Origin of the sequence: Pseudomonas sp. TR47 (assembly GCF_044143025.1) — a bacterium.
In the GTDB taxonomy this organism is placed as follows: domain Bacteria; phylum Pseudomonadota; class Gammaproteobacteria; order Pseudomonadales; family Pseudomonadaceae; genus Aquipseudomonas; species Aquipseudomonas putida_E.
Map to the genome: position 1 here is coordinate 18873 of NZ_JBHFCS010000012.1, position 18041 is coordinate 36913.

Genomic DNA, 18041 nt, shown 5'->3' on the forward strand with positions numbered 1-18041 from the left:
CTCTGTTGTATACCCATGCCCCCTATTCCCCATATCGTCCAGCGCGTCATCGAACTGCTCAAACGCTACCCCGGCATCATCGCGCTCGGCGGTTTCCTCTCCGGTATCGGCAGCTTCATTCTGGTCGACCGCCAGGCCAGCCTGGCCAGCTGGGTCGCCATTCTCATGCTGGTGAGCTGGATCTGGCTGATGCTGGAGAACACCCTGACAGGCCTGTTCGCCCGCACCTTCAAACGGGAAATTCCTCAGCCGCTGCTGCGCTACGCGACGCAGATGATCCACCAGGAAAGCCTGTTCTTCGTACTGCCGTTCTTTTTCATCACCACCACCTGGAACAGTGGCCAACTGGTATTCACCGGCCTGCTCGGTGCCGCCGGGCTGGTCTCGATCATCGACCCGCTGTACTACAAGTGGCTGGCACCGCGGCGCTGGCTGTTCATGGCGCTGCACACCCTCACCCTGTTCGCCGCGCTGTTGACGGCCCTGCCGATCATCCTGCACCTGACCACCGCGCAAAGCTTCAAGCTGGCACTGGTTGCGGCCATGGTGCTGTCGTTCCCGAGCCTGGCCAGCAGTTTCCCGATCAACACCTGGCGGCGCGGCGTGGCGCTGGTACTGGTGACCCTCGCGGTCGGCGGGGGCGGTTGGTTACTGCGCTCGTGGGTCCCACCGGCCACCCTGTGGATGACCGAAGTGGCGGTCAGCACAGAGGTATTGAACCGCCAGCCCGGCGAATCGCTGGATGAAGTTGCCGCCAGCCGCATTCGCAGCAGCGGCCTGTATGCCTACACCGCCATCAACGCACCGCGCGGCCTCAACGAGCGCATCTACCACGTGTGGCAGAAGGACGGCAAGGAAGTGGACCGTATCGCCCTGGATATCCATGGCGGGCGCAAGGAAGGCTACCGTGCGTGGACCCACAAGCAGAACTTCCCGCCAAACCCCGCAGGTAAATGGCAGGTGCGCGTACTGACCGAAGATGGCCAAGTGATCGGTGTGCTGCGCTTCAAGGTGGTAGACGACGCGCCGGCGAAGTAAGCGCTCCTGTGGGGGCCGGCTTGCCGGCGATTGGGCCGCAACGCGGCCCCAACAGCACTCAGCACATTTCAACAAACCCCGCCATGCCTGCTGCGCTATGATCAGCCTCTACGCCTGTCAGATGCATGGAGCCTATGACCACCCCCAGCGCCACTCTGGACACCAGCAGCCAACCGGCCTGCCTGCGCATTGCCGGTGACTGGACCCTGGCCCACTACGCCAGCCTCAAGCGCGACAGCGAACACCTGCGCACCCAATACGGCGCCGACGCCGTAGCCGATCTCAGCCAACTGGGCCAGCTCGATACCGCCGGTGCCTCGCTACTGGCTGAGCTGCTGGGCTCTGAGCGCCTGTCGCACTGCACTCAACAGCTGCCCGCTGCCAGCCGCGCCCTGCTCAAGAACGTCTACTGCTCGGTTCAGGACTACTGCATCCCGGTAAAGGAACCCGAGCGCCCTGTGCTGCTCCTGCTGCTGGAGCGCATCGGCCGCGCGGTCAATACGTTGTGGCAAGACACCCTGCAGTTGCTCGGCTTCATCGGCCTGATCCTGGAGACCCTGCTGCGCCGGGCCTTGCAACCGCATCGCTGGCGGCTCACCCCGGTTGTCTCGCATATCGAGCAGACAGGTCTGGACGCCGCGCCTATCGTCGCGTTGCTGACGTTTCTGGTGGGCGCGGTGGTCGCCTTCCTCGGGGCGACCGTGCTGGCCGATTTCGGCGCAACCGTATTCACCGTCGACCTGGTGGCGTTCTCGTTCCTGCGCGAATTCGCCGTGTTGCTGACTGCCATCCTGATGGCCGGCCGCACAGCCAGTGCCTTTACTGCCCAGATCGGCTCGATGAAGGCCAACGAGGAGATCGACGCCATCCGTACCCTGGGCCTGAACCCGATCGAACTGCTGGTCGTACCCCGGGTGCTGGCACTGCTGATCTCGCTGCCGCTGCTGACCTTCGTCGCGATGATCTGCGGCATCGTCGGCGGTGCTGTGGTGTGCGCGCTTTCACTGGATATTTCGCCGGCCATGTTCCTCTCGCTGCTGCAAAGCGATATTGGCGTGCAGCACTTTCTCGTCGGCCTGGCCAAGGCACCTTTCTTCGCTTTCCTGATCGCGGCCATTGGCTGCCTGGAAGGCTTCAAGGTCAGCGGCAGCGCTGAGTCGGTAGGCGCCCATACCACCTCCAGCGTGGTGCAGTCGATCTTCGTGGTCATCGTGCTCGACGCAGTGGCTGCGCTGTTCTGCATGGAGATGGGCTGGTGAGTACCCCGGAAGCAGTGATCCAGGCGCGGGGCATCTGCAACCGCTTCGGCAGCCAGAGCGTGCACGAAAACCTCGATCTGGACCTTTACCGCGGTGAAATCCTGGCCGTGGTTGGCGGTTCGGGCAGCGGCAAGTCGGTGCTGTTACGCAGCATCATAGGGCTACGGCTGCCGAATGAAGGCCAGATCAAAGTGTTTGGCCAGAACCTGGCCGGCCTGCATGAAGAGCAACGCTCATTGGTCGAACGGCGCTTTGGCGTGTTGTTCCAGAAGGGTGCGCTGTTCTCCTCGCTGACCGTCATCGAGAACGTCGCATTGCCACTGATCGAGCATGCAGGCCTGTCGCGCGCCGATGCAGAACACCTGGCCGGGGTGAAGCTGGCCTTGGCCGGCCTGCCGATTTCGGCCGCAGACAAATACCCCTCTTCACTGTCTGGCGGCATGATCAAGCGCGCCGCACTTGCCCGCGCACTGGCCCTGGACCCGGACATCCTGTTCCTTGACGAACCCACTGCCGGCCTCGACCCGATCGGCGCCGCCGCCTTCGACCAACTGATCCTCACCCTGCGCGACGCCCTGGGCCTGAGCGTGTTCCTCATCACCCACGATCTGGACACGCTCTACACCATCACTGACCGCATCGCGGTACTGTCGCAGAAGAAGGTGCTGGTGGCAGGCCCGCTGGCCCAAGTCGAACAGACCGACGACCCGTGGATTCACGATTACTTTCACGGCCCACGCGGACGGGCGGCTGAACAGGCCGCCAACCGTGCCGGGCAGGAGCGCTGAACGATGGAAACCCGAGCTCATCACGTCCTCATCGGCCTGGTCACCGTGCTGGTGGTGGCCGGTGCCATGCTGTTTGGCCTGTGGCTGACCAAGTCCAGCGTCGACGACGCCTTCAAGGACTACGAAGTGATCTTCAACGAAGCCGTCTCCGGGCTGTCCCGCGGCAGCCCCGTGCAATACAACGGCATCAAGGTCGGTGACGTGACCAGCCTGCGCCTGGACCCCAAGGACCCGCGCCGGGTGCTGGCCCGGGTTCGCCTGAGCGGCGATACGCCGGTCAAGGAAGACACCCAGGCGAAACTGACCCTCGCCGGCGTCACCGGCAACTCGTTCATCCAGCTCAGCGGCGGCACTCCGAAAAGCCCAGAGCTCAAGGGCAAAGACGGCAAGTTGCCAGTGATAATCGCCTCGCCCTCCCCCATCTCGCAGCTACTCAATGACAGCAGCGACCTGGTCACCAACATCAACCTGCTGCTGCACAATGCGAACCAGATGTTCTCGGAAAACAATATCGACCGCCTGAGCAACACCCTGGCCAATCTGGAACAGACCACCAGTGCGTTCGCCAACCACAAAGGCGGCATTTCCCAGGCCATAGAACAGCTGGCCCAGGTCGGCAAACAGGCCAACGCCACGCTGGCCGAAACCCAAGCGCTGATGCGCAATGCCAACAGCCTGCTCGGCACCCAGGGCAAACAGGCCATCGGCAGCGCCGAGCAGGCCATGCAATCGCTGGCCGCCAGCACTGCGACCATCAACAGCCTGCTCAATGACAACCGCCAGTCCATCGACGACGGCGCGCAAGGCCTCAACCAGCTGACACCGGCCATCCGCGAACTGCGTGAAACCCTCAACTCACTCAAGGGCATTTCCCGACGCCTGGAAGCCGACCCGAGCGGCTACCTGCTTGGCCGCGACAACAACAAGGAGTTCCAGCCATGAAGCTGTCGCTGCGCCTGCTGGCCCTGACGGCCGCGCTGAGCCTGTCTGCCGCCTGCTCGATCCTGCCCCAGAGCGAGCCTGTGGATATCTACCGGCTGCCGGTCAACCAGGCCAGCCACAGCGCGACCCCGGTGCCATGGTCGTTACGCTTGAACAAGCCGCTGGCAAGCGAAGTGCTGGCCGGGCCACGCATCGCTGTGATCCCCAAGGGCGATGTGGTCAGCAGCTACAAAGGCGCCCGCTGGAGCGACCCGGTGCCGTTGCTGTTACGCAACCGCCTGCTCGATGGCTTCCAGCGCGACGGGCGTGTACAGCGTCTGAGCGCCGACGACAGCAACCTGCAGGCCGACTATGAACTGGCCGGTGAACTGCAGGCATTTCAGAGCGAGTACCGGCCAACCGGTACGGTGGAGGTGGTGATCCGCTATGACGCGCGTCTGGTTCACGGGCGCAGCCAGCGAATCCTTGCCAGCAAGCGTTTCGAGGTGCGTCAGCTGCTGGCAGATACGCAGCTTTCGGCCGTGGTGGCCGGCTTCGGCATGGCCAACGATCAACTCGCCGCGCAGGTGGTGAACTGGACCGTCGCGCAAAGCGCTCAGGCTCAGGCAAAGAACCAATAGCAGACCAGGATGGCCGCAATGACACCGGACAGTTCGGCCAGCAAGGCGCAACCTACGGCATGGCGCACGCGCTGGATGCCGACAGCACCGAAATACACCGCCAGCACGTAGAACGTGGTTTCGGTGCTGCCCTGAACGGTAGCGGCTACCAGTGCCGGGAAGCTGTCCACGCCGTGGGTCTGCATGGTCTCGATCAGCATCGCCCGCGCCGCACTGCCGGAGAACGGCTTGACCAATGCGGTCGGCAGGCCCTCGACGAAGCGGGTGTCCATACCCATCCAACTTACCGCGTGACGAATGCCATCCAAGGCCAGCTCAAGGGCCCCGGAGGCGCGCAGCACACCAACGGCTACCAGCATGGCCACCAGGTAGGGCAGCAGGCTCTTGGCCACGTCGAACCCTTCCTTGGCGCCTTCGACAAAGGCCTCATACACCTTCACCCGCTTCAGCGCACCGATCACCAGGAACAGCATGATCACACCAAACAGCGTGAGGTTGCCCAGGACAGACGACAGGCTGGCCAGCGCAGCAGCCGACAGGGTACCGAGGAAGGCCATGAAGCCGCCCAGCAGCAGAGCACCCGGGATCATGTAGGCCAGCACCACCGGGTCCCACAGGCGCAAACGCTGCATCACCGCCACTGACAGCAGGCCGACCAGGGTCGAAACGCTGGTCGCCAGCAGGATCGGCAGGAACACCAGGGTCGGGTCAGTAGCGCCTTGCTGGGCGCGGTACATGAAGATGGTGACCGGCAGCAGGGTCAGCGATGAGGCATTGAGCACCAGAAACAGGATTTGCGCGTTGCTCGCGGTGGTGCTGCTGGGGTTGAGCTCCTGCAGGGCGCGCATGGCTTTCAGGCCGATCGGCGTAGCGGCGTTGTCCAGGCCCAGGCCGTTGGCAGCAAAGTTCATGGTGATCAGGCCCAGTGCCGGGTGGCCGGGTGGCACTTGCGGCATCAGCCGGGCGAACAGCGGGCCGAGCATTTTGGCGAGCCATTCTACGATACCGGCCTTTTCCGCAATCTTGAGGAACCCCAGCCAGAGGGTAAGGGTGCCGAACAGCAGGATCATGACTTCGACCGAGAGCTTGGCCATGGCGAAGATGCTCTCGACCATCGCGGCGAAAATGCCGGCGTTGCCGCCCACCAGCCATTGGGCCAGGGCCGATACGGCCGCCACCAGGAAAAAGCCAAGCCAAAGGCAGTTGAGCATCCGTGTGTTCCCCCTGAAAAGTGCCTGAATGATAACGCACCAACGGCTGCTTTAGCCTGCGCTGGCCACATCGCAGGTTCGCTGGCGATGAGGCCCTTACAGACAGCAAAAAGCCCCGAATAAATCGGGGCTCAATGTTCAACGCCTCAGGTTCAGCGCTTGGCGGTCTCGCCAACCAGCGCCGCTTCCTTCTTGTCCGCAATCAGCGAGGCGTAGTATTGCTCGCCCTTGGCGGCGTCGTACATGCCTTCCCAACGAGCGATCACCAGGGCAGCCAAGGCATTGCCGACCACGTTCAGAGCGGTACGCGCCATGTCCATGATGCGGTCGACACCTGCGATGAAGGCCAGGCCTTCCAGCGGGATGCCTACGCTGCCCAAGGTTGCCAGCAGGACCACGAACGATACGCCCGGCACACCGGCAATACCCTTGGAGGTCACCATCAGGGTCAGCACCAGCAGCAATTGCTGGCTCCAGGACAGGTCAATGCCGTACAGCTGGGCGATGAAGATCGCCGCGATGCTCTGGTACAGGGTCGAGCCGTCGAGGTTGAACGAGTAACCGGTCGGTACCACGAACGAGCAGATCGACTTCGGCGCACCGTACTTTTCCATCTTCTCGATGACACGCGGCAGCACGGTTTCGGAGCTGGACGTGGAGTAGGCCAGGATCAGCTCATCTTTCATGATGCGCATGATCTTGATTACCGAGAAGCCAAAGATGCGTGCGACAAGGCCCAGCACCATGAAGGCGAAGAAGGCGATGGCGAAGTACACCAGCAGCACCAGCTTGGCCAGCGGCAGCAGCGAGCTGAAGCCGAAGTTGGCGACCGTCACGGCGATCAGGGCGAATACGCCGATCGGGGCGTAGTTCATGATCATGTGGGTGACCTTGAACATGGTCTCCGACACGCCCTGGAAGGTACGCACCAGCGGCTCGCGCAGGTCTGCCTGCAGGCTCGACAAGCCCAGGCCGAACAGCACCGAGAAGAAGATGATCGGCAGCATCTCGCCACGCATCAGCGCCGCGAAGATGTTCGACGGGATCAGGTTCAGCAGGGTCTCGATGAACGCATGCTCATGCTGCACCTCGGCGGCGGTCGCCTGGTACTTGGAGATGTCGACGGTGCCCAGGGTGCTCATGTCGATGCCGGCGCCCGGGTGGAACAGGTTTGCCAGCACCAGGCCGACAACGATGGCGATGGTTGTCACCACCTCGAAGTAGATGATGGTCTTCAGGCCGATGCTGCCCAGTTTCTTCGCGTCGCCAACCCCGGCGATGCCCACGATCAGCGACGAAATCACGATCGGGACGACGATCATCTTGATCAGGCGAATGAAGATGTCACCGGCGGGCTGGAGAACGTTGCTGATCCACCATGCCTTTTCTGCACTGAAATGATTCAGTAGCGCGCCGATTGCAACGCCCAGGACCAGACCGATGACGATCTGCCAGGCGAGGCTCAATTTTGCCTTCTTCATGTCTTTACCCTTTGTTCTAGTGATCACGGGCACCGACCGGAAAAGCACGTAACAGAGCCGTTGGCAACGTCACGGGCATCGTACAGCTTCCGTCCGGAGGCCTCATGTAAGGACACCGCAAGCGAGCGACAGGGCGCTCGGGCCAGCGAAAAGGCGGCAACTATTGCGATGGGCAAGGACGAAATCTAATGCCGGAAGCGCATACCCCATGCCGATTCGACATACAGCAATGCGTCAAAATGAGGCATTCGCAAGTCATTGATTTATAACGTTCGGAAACCCGAACACGACCAAACCGCCAGATCTCGGCTGATTTGGCAGTACGCAAAAGAGGACATTGATGGCCTGTTCGACAATCCGAATGGCCGAAATGACACCTGACAACGGCAGCGTTGAGCGAAAAAAAATTGATGTGCGGTCAAGACAAAATGTGTCTCAGCAGGAAAAAGCTGAAAGGGAGATGTTGAAATGAAGATGGCATCTCGGAAGTCAGGCCAGCTCTATGTGGGAAAACTCACTGCTGACCTGAACCTCCGATTTTGCCTTGCCTGACCCGGCCCATTGCTGGAGGCACTCCCTGTACCCCTAGGCCACTCCGATCCTGCAACAATCAGAACAGCCCGGCCCCTTGGTCATGTGCGGCCCCTCCTCGGGGCAGCGCATCATAGAAGCGAGAACTATAGAAAGGTTCCACTTCTATTACGTGACAGTGCGCGACCAATCGTCCCTGACACTCAGTACCAGTTCGGGTCACGCTTGAGCTGCTCCTTCAGCATCGCCTGCATGCCTTCATCCGGCTCACCCAGCCAACGATACTGCGCATGGCGGGTTGGGGCCTTGTCACTCGGCAGGCCCTCGGGTACCTCCACCAGCATCCCGTAGGCATCGTCCTTGTCCCAGCTGAACGCTACGATCAGGCGTTTGTAGGTGCAGTTGTCCTTGGACTCACACAGCGGTCCGACCAGATATTTGTCACCATCCTCGGTCACCGCGGACATCTGCTGCTGCGCACTGCCCGTCAGGTTGATCACCCAGTCGGGCAGGCGTTCCTCGCCTTTGATCGCGTCCTGCCAGGTCTCCCGGTACTCAGGGTCAGAGCCGAGCAACTTGTCGGCGCTGACCTGGCCATCATTGGCCGCCATCGCCGCTGCGCTACCCCCCAACAGCAGAGCGGCAGCTACGGCGTTGCAAAGCTTCCTGCTCATCGTCAACCTCGACCACGTCCAAAGAAGAAGGAGGCTACGAACAGGACCAGGAAGACAATGAACAGGATCTTCGCGATACCCGTGGCAGCGCCGGCGATACCACCGAAGCCGAGTACGGCGGCGACAATGGCGATGATGAGGAAAGTGATAGCCCAACTCAGCATGATGCTTCTCCTTTCTTTTTTGAAATCGATCCGGTCGGTGTCGAAACCGCAGCGCCTTAGAACACCCAGCGTTGCTGGGGCACGACTTTTTCGACTGTGGCCGGCGAGGTGTTGGCCGAAGGCAGCTTTTGCGCTGCCCTCACCAATGTATTGGCACGTGTAGCCTGGATTTGCGCCAGCAGCGCAGTCTGCGCCGCAACCTGCTCAGTGAGTCGCGCGGTCTGCCAGCTGTAGTAAAAAAGGCCTGCGGCCAAAGCCAGCAGCAACGCCATCCCCAGTATCAGGAACTGGCGCAGTGGCAGTGCGGCGATCTGCGAACGGTTGACGGATTGGCGGTTCATGCCGGCTTCTCCTGCTGTAATTTTTCTATTCAAACCTGAACAGGTAATTGCAGCCTGCGTGCCAGTGGCTCGATTTCTAATAAATCCTTATAAATCAGATACTTATACAAACACATGATTGGGCCTGAGGACGTATCCTGCACGATGCCCGTCTTGGCGTCGTGCGTATTGCACGATTCATCCTTCAACCTTGGTCGCCACCTTGAGCAGATCGGCATCCACCCCACGTACGCCAATGATTTGCCGCGCGATCTCAACGGCGATGGTTTTCTGCTCGCTGCTGACCACCTCACCCGACAGCCGCACCATGCCGCCCTCACTGGCCACCTTGATGTTCAGGCCATCAAGGTTGCGGCTGAAGCGGAAGCTGTTCTGGATCTTGTCGATCACCCAACTGTCACTTGGCTGCGGCCCGGTGGACACGCCCACCGGCGTTTCGCGAGCCTGGGCCATGGCTGCGGAATCCAGACTGACCAGGTTGTTGACCAGGTACACACCGTCAGTGGTCCGCGCCACCACCCCAGCCAGTTCCTTGGCTTCAGCGCTGTCGACCTTGCCGCGCAGGGTGATCACACCTTCACTGCTCTGTACCTCGATAGGCGCCTTCTGCGTCGTACGGCTCCACAGCAGACGGGCACGAATGACGGCAGCCAGGGTTGCATCCTCAACACGCTGAGCGTAAGCCCGCAATTCGAGCGGGCGCTCGACCAGCCCGGCGTTGACCTGCAACTGGTTATCGACCTGTTCGATGCCTCGAGTCGCCTGTGCGACGTGTTCGGCCAGCTGGCGCTCAACCTCATTCTCGACCTCACCCGTCAGGCGTGCCCGCTGGCCATCCACCTCGACCTCAATGCGAAACGGGTTGAGCATGCGGTTGAGTGCCAGCGCAGTCTGTAGGGAGCCCTCCAGGCGGGCATCCTGAACCGGGTCGGCAAACGCTGGGGTGCAAATGGATAACAGGCTGGCCGTCAACACAGCCGTTCGAGTGGTAAAAGGCATGACCGCACTCCTTCTGTAGGCTAAATCCACAAATCATCGCAACCAATGTGCCACCTCGATGCTCTAAGGCAATCATTGAGATATCGCGGGTTCACGGCATTCTTTGGCCATTGGCTAGCATGCATAGGACAGAATCCTTCAGAATTGACCATGCAACTTGCCCGATTTTTCCCACACTAAATGAAGATCTTTCCCAAAGGAGCGCTGGAAATGGAATCAGCCCAGGACAACCAAGGCCGTATTCTGCTTGTGGATGACGAGTCCGCGATCCTGCGCACCTTCCGCTACTGCCTCGAAGATGAAGGCTACAGCGTGGCCACCGCCAACAGTGCCGCGCAGGCCGAAGCCTTGCTCCAGCGCCAGGTGTTCGACCTGTGCTTCCTCGACCTGCGTCTGGGTGAAGACAACGGCCTGGATGTGCTGGCACAGATGCGCATCCAGGCACCGTGGATGCGGGTGGTGATCGTCACCGCGCATTCGGCCATCGACACTGCAGTCGATGCGATCCAGGCCGGTGCCGCCGACTACCTGGTCAAACCCTGCAGCCCCGACCAGTTGCGCCTGGCCACAGCCAAACAGCTGGAAGTCCGCCAATTGTCGGCACGCCTGGAGGCGCTCGAAGGTGAAGTGCGCAAGCCCAAAGACGGCCTGGACTCGCATAGCCCGGCAATGATGGCCGTGCTAGAAACCGCACGTCAGGTAGCCACCACCGACGCCAACATCCTCATTCTTGGCGAATCGGGGACCGGCAAGGGCGAACTGGCCCGCGCCATTCACAGCTGGAGCAAGCGTGCACGCAAGGCCTGCGTGACCATCAACTGCCCGTCGCTGAACGCCGAGCTGATGGAGAGCGAATTGTTCGGCCACACCCGCGGCGCATTCACTGGCGCCAGTGAAAGCACGCTGGGCCGCGTCAACCAGGCCGATGGCGGCACGCTGTTTCTCGACGAGATCGGCGATTTTCCCCTGACATTGCAACCCAAGTTACTGCGTTTCATCCAGGATAAAGAGTATGAGCGGGTAGGCGACCCTGTCACCCGACGCGCCGATGTGCGCATCCTCGCGGCGACCAACCTGAACCTGGAAGAAATGGTCCGCGAAAGCCGCTTCCGTGAAGACCTGCTCTACCGCCTGAACGTCATCACCCTGCACCTGCCGCCCCTGCGCGAGCGCAGTGAGGACATCCTTACCCTGGCCGATCGCTTCCTCGCCCGTTTCGTCAAGGAGTACGCGCGCCCTGCCCGCGGCTTCAGCGACGAAGCCCGCGCCGCGCTGCTCAATTACCGTTGGCCTGGCAATATCCGCGAACTGCGCAACGTGGTCGAACGCGCCAGCATCATCTGCCCACAGGACCGGGTAGAGATCATTCACTTGGGTATGGGCGAGCAACCTGCCGGCAGCGCTCCCCGGGTTGGTGCGGCGCTGAGCCTGGATGAACTGGAGCGTGCCCACATCGGCGCTGTGCTGGCAGCCAGTGACACACTGGACCAGGCCGCCAAGACCTTGGGTATCGATGCCTCGACCCTGTACCGCAAGCGTAAGCAGTACAACCTATGAGATGGCCGATGAAGCTGCGTACGCGGCTTTTCCTCAGCATTTCAGCGCTGATCACAGTCGCTCTGCTGGGCCTGATGCTAGGTTTGGTCAGCGTGTTGCAAATGACTGCCGCGCAGCAAGCTTCGGTGAGCAATACCACCCATGTCCTGGAAATAGGCTTGAAGCTTCGGCAGAACCTGGGCGAGCAACTGATGCTCATCCTCGATGCGCAAACTTCGCCTCAGAGCCTGCGAGCGCTGCAAGACAATTTCCAGGACCTGCTTGACCAAGGGCTTGCACAAGGCGGTGAACGTACCGGCTTCAACAAGGCCAGCAGCAACTATCAGGCCTTCCTGAGTGCCTATCGCCAAAGCCCTGCACCGGCAAACAGCATGGGTGCCGACCAGCCACTGGGCGCCGCGTTCAACCAAGTGCGCACCGACCTGATCGATTCGCACAAGCTTGCCATCGATTACATCACTCGCAGCGAACAACAGTCCCGCGACCGCGCTTTACTGGTCAGTGGTGTACTCGGCCTGACGGGCTTGGTGGTGCTTATGCTCGGCTTCTTTACCGCACACAACATCGCCCGCCGCTTCGGGCAACCCATCGAAGCCCTGGCTAAAGCTGCAGATCAACTCGGCCAAGGTAACTTCGATGTCACGTTGCCCGTCAGCCAAGCCATAGAAGTCAACCAGCTGACCCGCCGCTTCGGGCTGATGGCCGAGGCGCTGCGCAAGCACCAGGAGACCAACGTCGATGAACTGCTGGCCGGCCAACAACGCCTGCAGGCTGTGCTCGACAGCATCGACGATGGCCTGCTGATCATCGACCGCCAAGGCAACCTGGAGCATCTCAACCCGGTCGCCCAGCGCCAGCTCGGCTGGAGCAACAACCGCCTGGGCAGCCCCTTGGCAGAGGCACTGCAGCGCCCAGAGCTGGAGCAACAGCTGCGCCAGGTGCTGCGCGGCGGTAGCCTGGACCGCCCACCTGAGGACCTGAGTATCGAGGTTGATGAAGAGTCACGCCTGCTGTCCTACAGCCTGACCCCGGTCAGCCACCCGCAAGGACCGATTCTCGGTGCCGTGATGGTGCTGCACGATGTGACCGAGCAGCGCGCTTTCGAGCGTGTGCGTAGCGAGTTCGTACTGCGCGCCTCCCACGAACTGCGTACGCCGGTCACCGGCATGCACATGGCCTTCGGCCTGCTGCGAGAGCGCGTGAAGTTTCCACCTGAGGCGCGTGAGAATGACCTGTTGGAGACCATCGGCGAGGAAATGCAGCGCCTGACCCAACTGATCAACGACCTGTTGAATTTTTCACGCTACCAGAGCGGGCTGCAAAAACTCGAACTCGCCCCCTGTGCCATCGACGAACTGCTCGAACGTGCCCAGGTACGGTTCAGCGAGCAGGCATCAGTCAAGCAGATCGAGCTGATCAAGGCGCTGGAGCCGCCGCTGCCTCGGATCCATGCCGACATCGCCCAACTGGATCGTGTGCTCGACAACCTGCTACACAACGCCATTCGGCATACCGGCAGCGGGGGGCGAATCCGCCTGCATGCGCGACGCCACGCGGAGCGCGTCATCATCAGCGTCGAGGACAATGGCGAAGGCATTGCCTACGGACAGCAGGGGCGCATTTTCGAACCCTTTGTACAGGTAGGGCGCAAGAAGGGCGGGGCCGGGCTGGGGCTGGCATTGTGCAAGGAAATCGTGCAATTGCACGGCGGCCGCATGGGCGTCTTCTCCCGGCCCGGGCAGGGAACACAGTTCTACATGGCTCTTCCGGTGTGATTTCTTGACCTGCAGAGGTCGTTGAGGCAACGCCTTGCCGGCCACTGCAAGTACGCTCACGGTTCATCATCTATCCGTGGCCTGCGGACTTGCCGGCCTCGCGTCACCAACTCGACGAACTGCCGGGCGTTGAGCGGATGGGCGAAGAGCCAGCCTTGGCCATAATTGACACCCTCGCTGTTGAGCAGCACTGCCTGGGCCTCGCACTCTATGCCTTCGGCTATCACCCGTAGATGAAGGTCATGGGCCATGCGAATGATATGAGGCGCCACGCCACTGCTGGCGGCATCGTGCCCGAGCGCGTCGATGAAGGCCTTGTCGATCTTCAGGCAGTCCACCGGCAAGGTCTGCAGATAAGCCAGGCTGCAGTAGCCAGTACCGAAGTCATCGATCAACACCTGATGCCCCACCGCACGAAGCGCCTGCAGGTTGTCACGGGCCACCACCACATCGATCAGCCCCCGCTCGGTAACCTCGAAGGCAATCTGGCTGGCAGCCACCCTGTGCAGTGCCAGCAACCGTGCAGCCACCCGGCCGATGCGCGGGACCATCACATCACAGGCCGCCAGGTTCACCGAGATGTAAAGGTTGCGGTGCGAACGCAGCAACTGGCCAAGTTGCTCAAGCACCCGTTGCAGGACGAAATCGGTGATCTGGCGAATCTGCCCGGTATTTTCAGCCAGCGGAATGAACAGGTCCGGGCTGGTCAGGGTCCCGTCAGGGCGCCGCCAGCGTACCAGCGCCTCAGCGCCCACACAGCGCCGGCTGTCGAGTTCGATGATCGGCTGATAGAGCACCTGCAGTTCACCGCGGCGCAAAGCGTTCTGCAATTCTGAACTCATGGAACGCCGCTGCAGGATCAGTTGCAGTACCAGCCAACCGATACAACAGGCCGCCAGAACGCTGCCTGGGAACAATAGCCAGAGCATGCCGTTCATCCGCAGTGGCAGGCTGGCTCGTGGGGCGATCAGCACGAGCTGGTAATCGGGCGATTTGGTCAGCATGCGATAGACAAGGCGGTCATGCAGTTCGAACAACGAATTGCCACTGGGTGGCGGCCAATTGTCAGCTGGCGGCCAGACTTGTGGCGGGCCCAGTACCGGTATCGCTCTGGTGCCATTGTCCAGCACCACCAACAGGCTACCTCCGGGCGGCAGGTCAACCACGTCGGTCAAGTGCCCACGCGACGTAGAAACCAGGAAGTTGCCACGTGCAAGCATCAACGCGGCAAGGTTCTCGTTGGGTTCGGTGGTGGTATTGAGCCAATAGCTGTAAGTCGGGCCCTGGATGTCCGGAGCCCGCGTGGGCACGAAAGCCCGTGCCCCCCCGCGGTTGGAGCAGGCGACATTGACGTCTACGTATGCCGCCTCATAAATGAAACGCGAGCCCAGCCCAACTTGCTGCAACAACGCCAGCATCGCCGGGTTGCAGCCGCGCAAAGGCTGCGCCTGCAGGTCGTCGACACCCTCGCGCAACTGGCCGAAAACCTGTTCGAGGCGGTCAAGAAAACGCTCGCCCTGCGCATTCATCTGCGCACTCTCGCTCTGCTTCATCTGCTGCAGCGCAATACCGATACTGGCAGTCAGCAACACCGCAGCGCTGGCCAACGCTGCCAGAGAGGCCAGCATCCAGGGACGGTAAAAAAATTGGCGCAACGCGGTAATCAGAGCCGACATGGGCAGCATCCAGTTGATATACAGGGTATAGCAACTGAATGGCGTATTGGCTTGGCCGTTTGGCGGAGCCCAAGGGCGCGCGGAGGATCAGCGCATCCGGTTGAGTACTTGAAGCATGGCAGCTGTCTGCGCATCGGGCATGCCGTCGAAGCGCTGTGGCCGGAAACGCATCTGGAACGCCGCAATGACATGGCGGGTAGCCACATCGAGCTGCCCGGTCTGTTCGATGGCGTAGCCGAAGCGTGCCAGCTCTTGCTGGTACCAAGCCATGCTCGGTGGATTGGCGTTGAAATACGCCTGCTGGCGCGCCACGGCATTGGGCTCTGGCCATACCCCAAGCCCCGCATCGGCAAGACGCTTCCATGGGAACAACGGCCCCGGATCCAGTTTGCGCAAGGGTGCGATATCACTGTGGCCAATGATATGGCGAGGGTCGATGTTGTTACGTTTGACGATATCCTTGAGCAGCGCGATCAAAGACTGAATCTGCGCTTCGCTGTACGGATACCAGACTCGCCCATTGGGCGTGGTGTCAAAGCCTGGGTTGACGATCTCGATACCGATTGAGCTCGAGTTCAACCAGGTTCGCCCCTGCCATTGGCTGTCCCCGGCATGCCAGGCACGACGGCTTTCATCGACCAGTTGATAAACCGTGGCTGGGCCATCGCCTATCAGGTAGTGGCTGCTGACCTCGCCATGGGTTAGCAGCGCCAGCGAGCGTTCCAGCGAGGCATTGGTGTAATGCAGCACGACGAACTGGATGCGGTTGTCATGGTTGGCCGAGGGATGGCTGCGGTCGATACGCAGGCCGGTCGAACAACCGGCCAGTACGATCAGCAAAAATGCAGTGAACAACGCTTTCATGGAAGAAGCCAGGGTAATTAGCAGTGACGCATTAGCATAACGTATGCGCACCCGGCTCACCCGCTCAGCTTTGTTCCACCCGATTACGGCCCAGGTCCTTGGCCCTGTACAGCGCTGCATCAGCACGCTTGAGCACCTGATCACCGCGCTCTCCCGAGCGGAATGCGCTCAAACCGATGGAGGCGGTGATAACCACCCGTTCGCCCTTGAAATGGAACGGACACGCTTCGATCGCGGCACGCAGCACCTCGGCCACTTGCGCAGCTACGGTGGGTGACGTCTGCGCCAGTAACAGTACGAACTCCTCGCCACCGAAACGGGCGATGAAATCGCGCGGCCGCAGGCGCTTGCGCAACTGGTCAGCGACGATCTTCAGTACCTTGTCGCCCGCCAGATGGCCATAGCTGTCATTGATGCGCTTGAAATGGTCCAAGTCGAGAATCGCCATCGCCAAGTGGCCGCCGTTCTCCTGCCAGGCCTGCATTTCGCGCTCTACCTGCTCGCTCCAGGCCGCGCGATTGGGCAGCCCGGTCAGCGGGTCGATCAATGCCTTCTGCCGCTGTTCCTCCAGGTGTTCGCGGTAGCCGAGGGCCTCCTGCTCCATGTTAGCGACGCGCTCGGCCAAGCCCTGAAGGCGCCCGGCGAGCTCCTGTTCGCGGCGGTCACGTTCATGCTGATGCTCATCCATGGTGCCCAGCAGCCCTTCCAGGCGGTTCTCGAGAATGTGCTTGAGGCTGTCCACATCGGCCGCCCCCTGCACGCTGCTTTGCAGGCCATCGACCTGCTCACGCAGTTGGCTGTCCAGCTCGCGCGCAGCAGAACTGTTGTCGGCATGACCGGCACTGGCTTCATGAAGGTGGCTCTGGAAGCTTTCCAGACGCTCATTGAGCTGCTGCAGGTAAGTCTCGAATTCGTGTTGCCCGCTGTCGGTGATGGCCAGCATGAGCACGGCCAGGTCATCGAGCACCGGGATCAGCTCGTACCAGTTCAGCCCCCGCGCCACGCGCTCGCGCATTTCCAGGGCTTGGGCCTTGTGGCGTTCCGGCAGGCTGAGGTCATCGAGCAGGCCGATCAGGGTTTGCTCGATATGCGCGGCAACCTGACTGTAGGGCGGCTCGACTGCGTCAGGGAGTGAATAGGGTCCGTCTTCGCCGAAGGTTTCTTCCAGGGGCTTGAGCGCTTGAGGCTCATCGACCTGTATTGGCAGCTCGGTTCGAGCGCCCTCGAGGCGCTGCGGTTGCTCAGCGCAGACGGGTGCAACCTCGACCGGCTCCTGTGCGTGCGGCTCAGGCTCGCCTGGAGCGGGCGGTGCGGCAACAGGCGTTTCAGGCACCACAGGCACCACAGGCACCACAGGCACAGGGTCATGAACCTCAGGTGCTACCAACGGCTGCAGCTCGTCGATATCCCGGGGGGGTAGATCCACCAGCACCGGCCCGTCCGGCAATGGCTGCAGTTCAGGCGCAGCGATTACAGAAGGGGCCGCCGGTTCTACAGCGTTTACACCCTGTGGTTCGCTCTCACGGTTGCCGAACAAGCGCTGCAAAAAGCCCGGCCTGGCATCCTCATCCGGCCTGTTCAACGATGACAGCGCCCGCCCCTGCAACCCGCTCAGCTCTCCGAGCAGCGGCGGCAACTCGCGCGACTGGCTGACGCCGCCGTCGAGTTTCTTCGCCAGTTTCTTGAGCGACCGCGATACGTCACCGGACAACGGCAGGCCTTGCAGTTGTGTCACGAGCGCGGTCAGCGCATCGCTGACCTGGTTCATGCGGGTTTCGCGGCGCTGCTCGGAGTCGAGCACGGCCTTTTCAAGACGCGGGATCAACCCTGCAAGGCCGGCATCCATGTTGTCGCTGCGAATGACCTCACGCATTTCCTTCATGCATTGGTCCACCGCCTTGTCGCTGCCTTCTGCGGCCAAGGTACTGCGCACCAGGCCCCGACGCAGCAGGTCAAGCCGCGCTGCCCATCGGCGCTCCAGCTTTTCCTGCTGTTCGATGCTTTTAAGGTATTTTTCTTTCCAGCGCTCGGCTTCTTCGGTCATGCCTGGATCCGCAACGGGTGATGCATCGGTGGGCTATGGTTACACGCTGTCGGCGCACGGCTGGAACTCTTGAGTGC

The 18041-nt window shown here is 61.5% G+C and carries 16 protein-coding genes; 7 read left to right on the forward strand and 9 right to left on the reverse strand.

The features are described from left to right. Positions 1-15: 15 nt before the first annotated feature. The 5 genes from ACEWE8_RS14255 (at position 16) to ACEWE8_RS14275 (ending at position 4647) form a co-directional block, all read left to right on the forward strand. On the forward strand, positions 16-1038 hold the full coding sequence (locus tag ACEWE8_RS14255) for a DUF5924 family protein (protein WP_046786722.1): 1023 nt from the start codon (positions 16-18) through the stop codon (positions 1036-1038). Between the two features lie 125 nt (positions 1039-1163). Continuing rightward, on the forward strand, positions 1164-2297 hold the full coding sequence (locus ACEWE8_RS14260; RefSeq protein ID WP_046786723.1) for an ABC transporter permease: 1134 nt from the start codon (positions 1164-1166) through the stop codon (positions 2295-2297). Beyond that, on the forward strand, positions 2294-3085 hold the full coding sequence (locus tag ACEWE8_RS14265) for an ABC transporter ATP-binding protein (protein WP_046786724.1): 792 nt from the start codon (positions 2294-2296) through the stop codon (positions 3083-3085). Before ACEWE8_RS14260 ends, ACEWE8_RS14265 begins: the two co-directional genes overlap by 4 nt. 3 nt (positions 3086-3088) lie before the next feature. Then, the gene (locus tag ACEWE8_RS14270) at positions 3089-4027 is read left to right on the forward strand and encodes an MlaD family protein (RefSeq protein ID WP_046786725.1); all 939 of its coding nucleotides are present in this window, start codon (positions 3089-3091) and stop codon (positions 4025-4027) included. Further along, complete coding sequence (locus ACEWE8_RS14275; RefSeq protein WP_046786726.1) at positions 4024-4647, forward strand: ABC-type transport auxiliary lipoprotein family protein; 624 nt, start codon at positions 4024-4026, stop codon at positions 4645-4647. The genes ACEWE8_RS14270 and ACEWE8_RS14275 overlap by 4 nt, the downstream gene beginning before the upstream one ends. Here ACEWE8_RS14275 and ACEWE8_RS14280 read toward each other — a convergent pair. The 6 genes from ACEWE8_RS14280 to ACEWE8_RS14305 form a co-directional block, all read right to left on the reverse strand. Then, complete coding sequence (locus ACEWE8_RS14280) at positions 4629-5858, reverse strand: nucleoside recognition domain-containing protein (protein ID WP_046786727.1); 1230 nt, start codon at positions 5856-5858, stop codon at positions 4629-4631. The two genes, ACEWE8_RS14275 and ACEWE8_RS14280, sit on opposite strands and share 19 nt — an antisense overlap. Before the next feature lie 152 nt (positions 5859-6010). Beyond that, entirely contained in the window at positions 6011-7339 is a 1329-nt protein-coding gene (gene gltP, locus ACEWE8_RS14285; RefSeq protein WP_046786728.1) for a glutamate/aspartate:proton symporter GltP, read from the reverse strand. A 734-nt stretch (positions 7340-8073) separates the two neighbouring features. After that, positions 8074-8544, reverse strand: coding sequence for an inhibitor of vertebrate lysozyme family protein (locus ACEWE8_RS14290; protein WP_046786729.1), 471 nt, complete (start codon positions 8542-8544; stop codon positions 8074-8076). Between the two features lie 2 nt (positions 8545-8546). Continuing rightward, the gene (locus tag ACEWE8_RS14295; protein ID WP_003252966.1) at positions 8547-8708 is read right to left on the reverse strand and encodes a DUF1328 domain-containing protein; all 162 of its coding nucleotides are present in this window, start codon (positions 8706-8708) and stop codon (positions 8547-8549) included. A gap of 56 nt (positions 8709-8764) precedes the next feature. Beyond that, positions 8765-9049 carry a hypothetical protein gene (locus tag ACEWE8_RS14300; protein ID WP_046786730.1) on the reverse strand — a complete coding sequence of 95 codons (285 nt, stop codon included), beginning with the start codon at positions 9047-9049 and terminating at the stop codon, positions 8765-8767. A gap of 177 nt (positions 9050-9226) precedes the next feature. After that, positions 9227-10048: a BON domain-containing protein gene (locus tag ACEWE8_RS14305; RefSeq protein WP_046786731.1), complete on the reverse strand. Its 822-nt coding sequence runs from the start codon at positions 10046-10048 to the stop codon at positions 9227-9229. Positions 10049-10258: 210 nt separating this feature from the next. Between ACEWE8_RS14305 and algB the strand changes: the two genes are divergently transcribed. Beyond that, entirely contained in the window at positions 10259-11605 is a 1347-nt protein-coding gene (gene algB, locus ACEWE8_RS14310; protein ID WP_046786732.1) for a sigma-54-dependent response regulator transcription factor AlgB, read from the forward strand. Continuing rightward, on the forward strand, positions 11602-13380 hold the full coding sequence (locus ACEWE8_RS14315) for a KinB sensor domain-containing domain (protein WP_046786733.1): 1779 nt from the start codon (positions 11602-11604) through the stop codon (positions 13378-13380). Before algB ends, ACEWE8_RS14315 begins: the two co-directional genes overlap by 4 nt. Before the next feature lie 56 nt (positions 13381-13436). Here ACEWE8_RS14315 and ACEWE8_RS14320 read toward each other — a convergent pair whose 3' ends face one another. The 3 genes from ACEWE8_RS14320 to ACEWE8_RS14330 all read right to left on the reverse strand — a co-directional run bounded on the left by ACEWE8_RS14320 (position 13437) and on the right by ACEWE8_RS14330 (position 17964). Next, positions 13437-15056: an EAL domain-containing protein gene (locus ACEWE8_RS14320; RefSeq protein WP_046786734.1), complete on the reverse strand. Its 1620-nt coding sequence runs from the start codon at positions 15054-15056 to the stop codon at positions 13437-13439. A gap of 87 nt (positions 15057-15143) precedes the next feature. Next, entirely contained in the window at positions 15144-15920 is a 777-nt protein-coding gene (locus tag ACEWE8_RS14325; RefSeq protein ID WP_223255135.1) for an N-acetylmuramoyl-L-alanine amidase, read from the reverse strand. 64 nt (positions 15921-15984) lie between these two features. Further along, positions 15985-17964: a GGDEF domain-containing protein gene (locus ACEWE8_RS14330; protein WP_046786735.1), complete on the reverse strand. Its 1980-nt coding sequence runs from the start codon at positions 17962-17964 to the stop codon at positions 15985-15987. Between the last annotated feature and the right edge of the window lie 77 nt (positions 17965-18041).

What these genes read in the sequence shown, in the direction of transcription:
- ACEWE8_RS14255 (WP_046786722.1), top strand. Translation starts at nt 16, where the DNA reads ATGCCCCCTATTCCCCATATCGTCCAGCGCGTCATCGAACTGCTCAAA.
- ACEWE8_RS14260 (WP_046786723.1), top strand. Translation starts at nt 1,164, where the DNA reads ATGGAGCCTATGACCACCCCCAGCGCCACTCTGGACACCAGCAGCCAA.
- ACEWE8_RS14270 (WP_046786725.1), top strand. Translation starts at nt 3,089, where the DNA reads ATGGAAACCCGAGCTCATCACGTCCTCATCGGCCTGGTCACCGTGCTG.
- ACEWE8_RS14275 (WP_046786726.1), top strand. Translation starts at nt 4,024, where the DNA reads ATGAAGCTGTCGCTGCGCCTGCTGGCCCTGACGGCCGCGCTGAGCCTG.
- ACEWE8_RS14280 (WP_046786727.1), bottom strand. Translation starts at nt 5,858, where the DNA reads ATGCTCAACTGCCTTTGGCTTGGCTTTTTCCTGGTGGCGGCCGTATCG.
- gltP (WP_046786728.1), bottom strand. Translation starts at nt 7,339, where the DNA reads ATGAAGAAGGCAAAATTGAGCCTCGCCTGGCAGATCGTCATCGGTCTG.
- ACEWE8_RS14290 (WP_046786729.1), bottom strand. Translation starts at nt 8,544, where the DNA reads ATGAGCAGGAAGCTTTGCAACGCCGTAGCTGCCGCTCTGCTGTTGGGG.
- ACEWE8_RS14295 (WP_003252966.1), bottom strand. Translation starts at nt 8,708, where the DNA reads ATGCTGAGTTGGGCTATCACTTTCCTCATCATCGCCATTGTCGCCGCC.
- ACEWE8_RS14300 (WP_046786730.1), bottom strand. Translation starts at nt 9,049, where the DNA reads ATGAACCGCCAATCCGTCAACCGTTCGCAGATCGCCGCACTGCCACTG.
- ACEWE8_RS14305 (WP_046786731.1), bottom strand. Translation starts at nt 10,048, where the DNA reads ATGCCTTTTACCACTCGAACGGCTGTGTTGACGGCCAGCCTGTTATCC.
- algB (WP_046786732.1), top strand. Translation starts at nt 10,259, where the DNA reads ATGGAATCAGCCCAGGACAACCAAGGCCGTATTCTGCTTGTGGATGAC.
- ACEWE8_RS14315 (WP_046786733.1), top strand. Translation starts at nt 11,602, where the DNA reads ATGAGATGGCCGATGAAGCTGCGTACGCGGCTTTTCCTCAGCATTTCA.
- ACEWE8_RS14320 (WP_046786734.1), bottom strand. Translation starts at nt 15,056, where the DNA reads ATGTCGGCTCTGATTACCGCGTTGCGCCAATTTTTTTACCGTCCCTGG.
- ACEWE8_RS14325 (WP_223255135.1), bottom strand. Translation starts at nt 15,920, where the DNA reads ATGAAAGCGTTGTTCACTGCATTTTTGCTGATCGTACTGGCCGGTTGT.
- ACEWE8_RS14330 (WP_046786735.1), bottom strand. Translation starts at nt 17,964, where the DNA reads ATGACCGAAGAAGCCGAGCGCTGGAAAGAAAAATACCTTAAAAGCATC.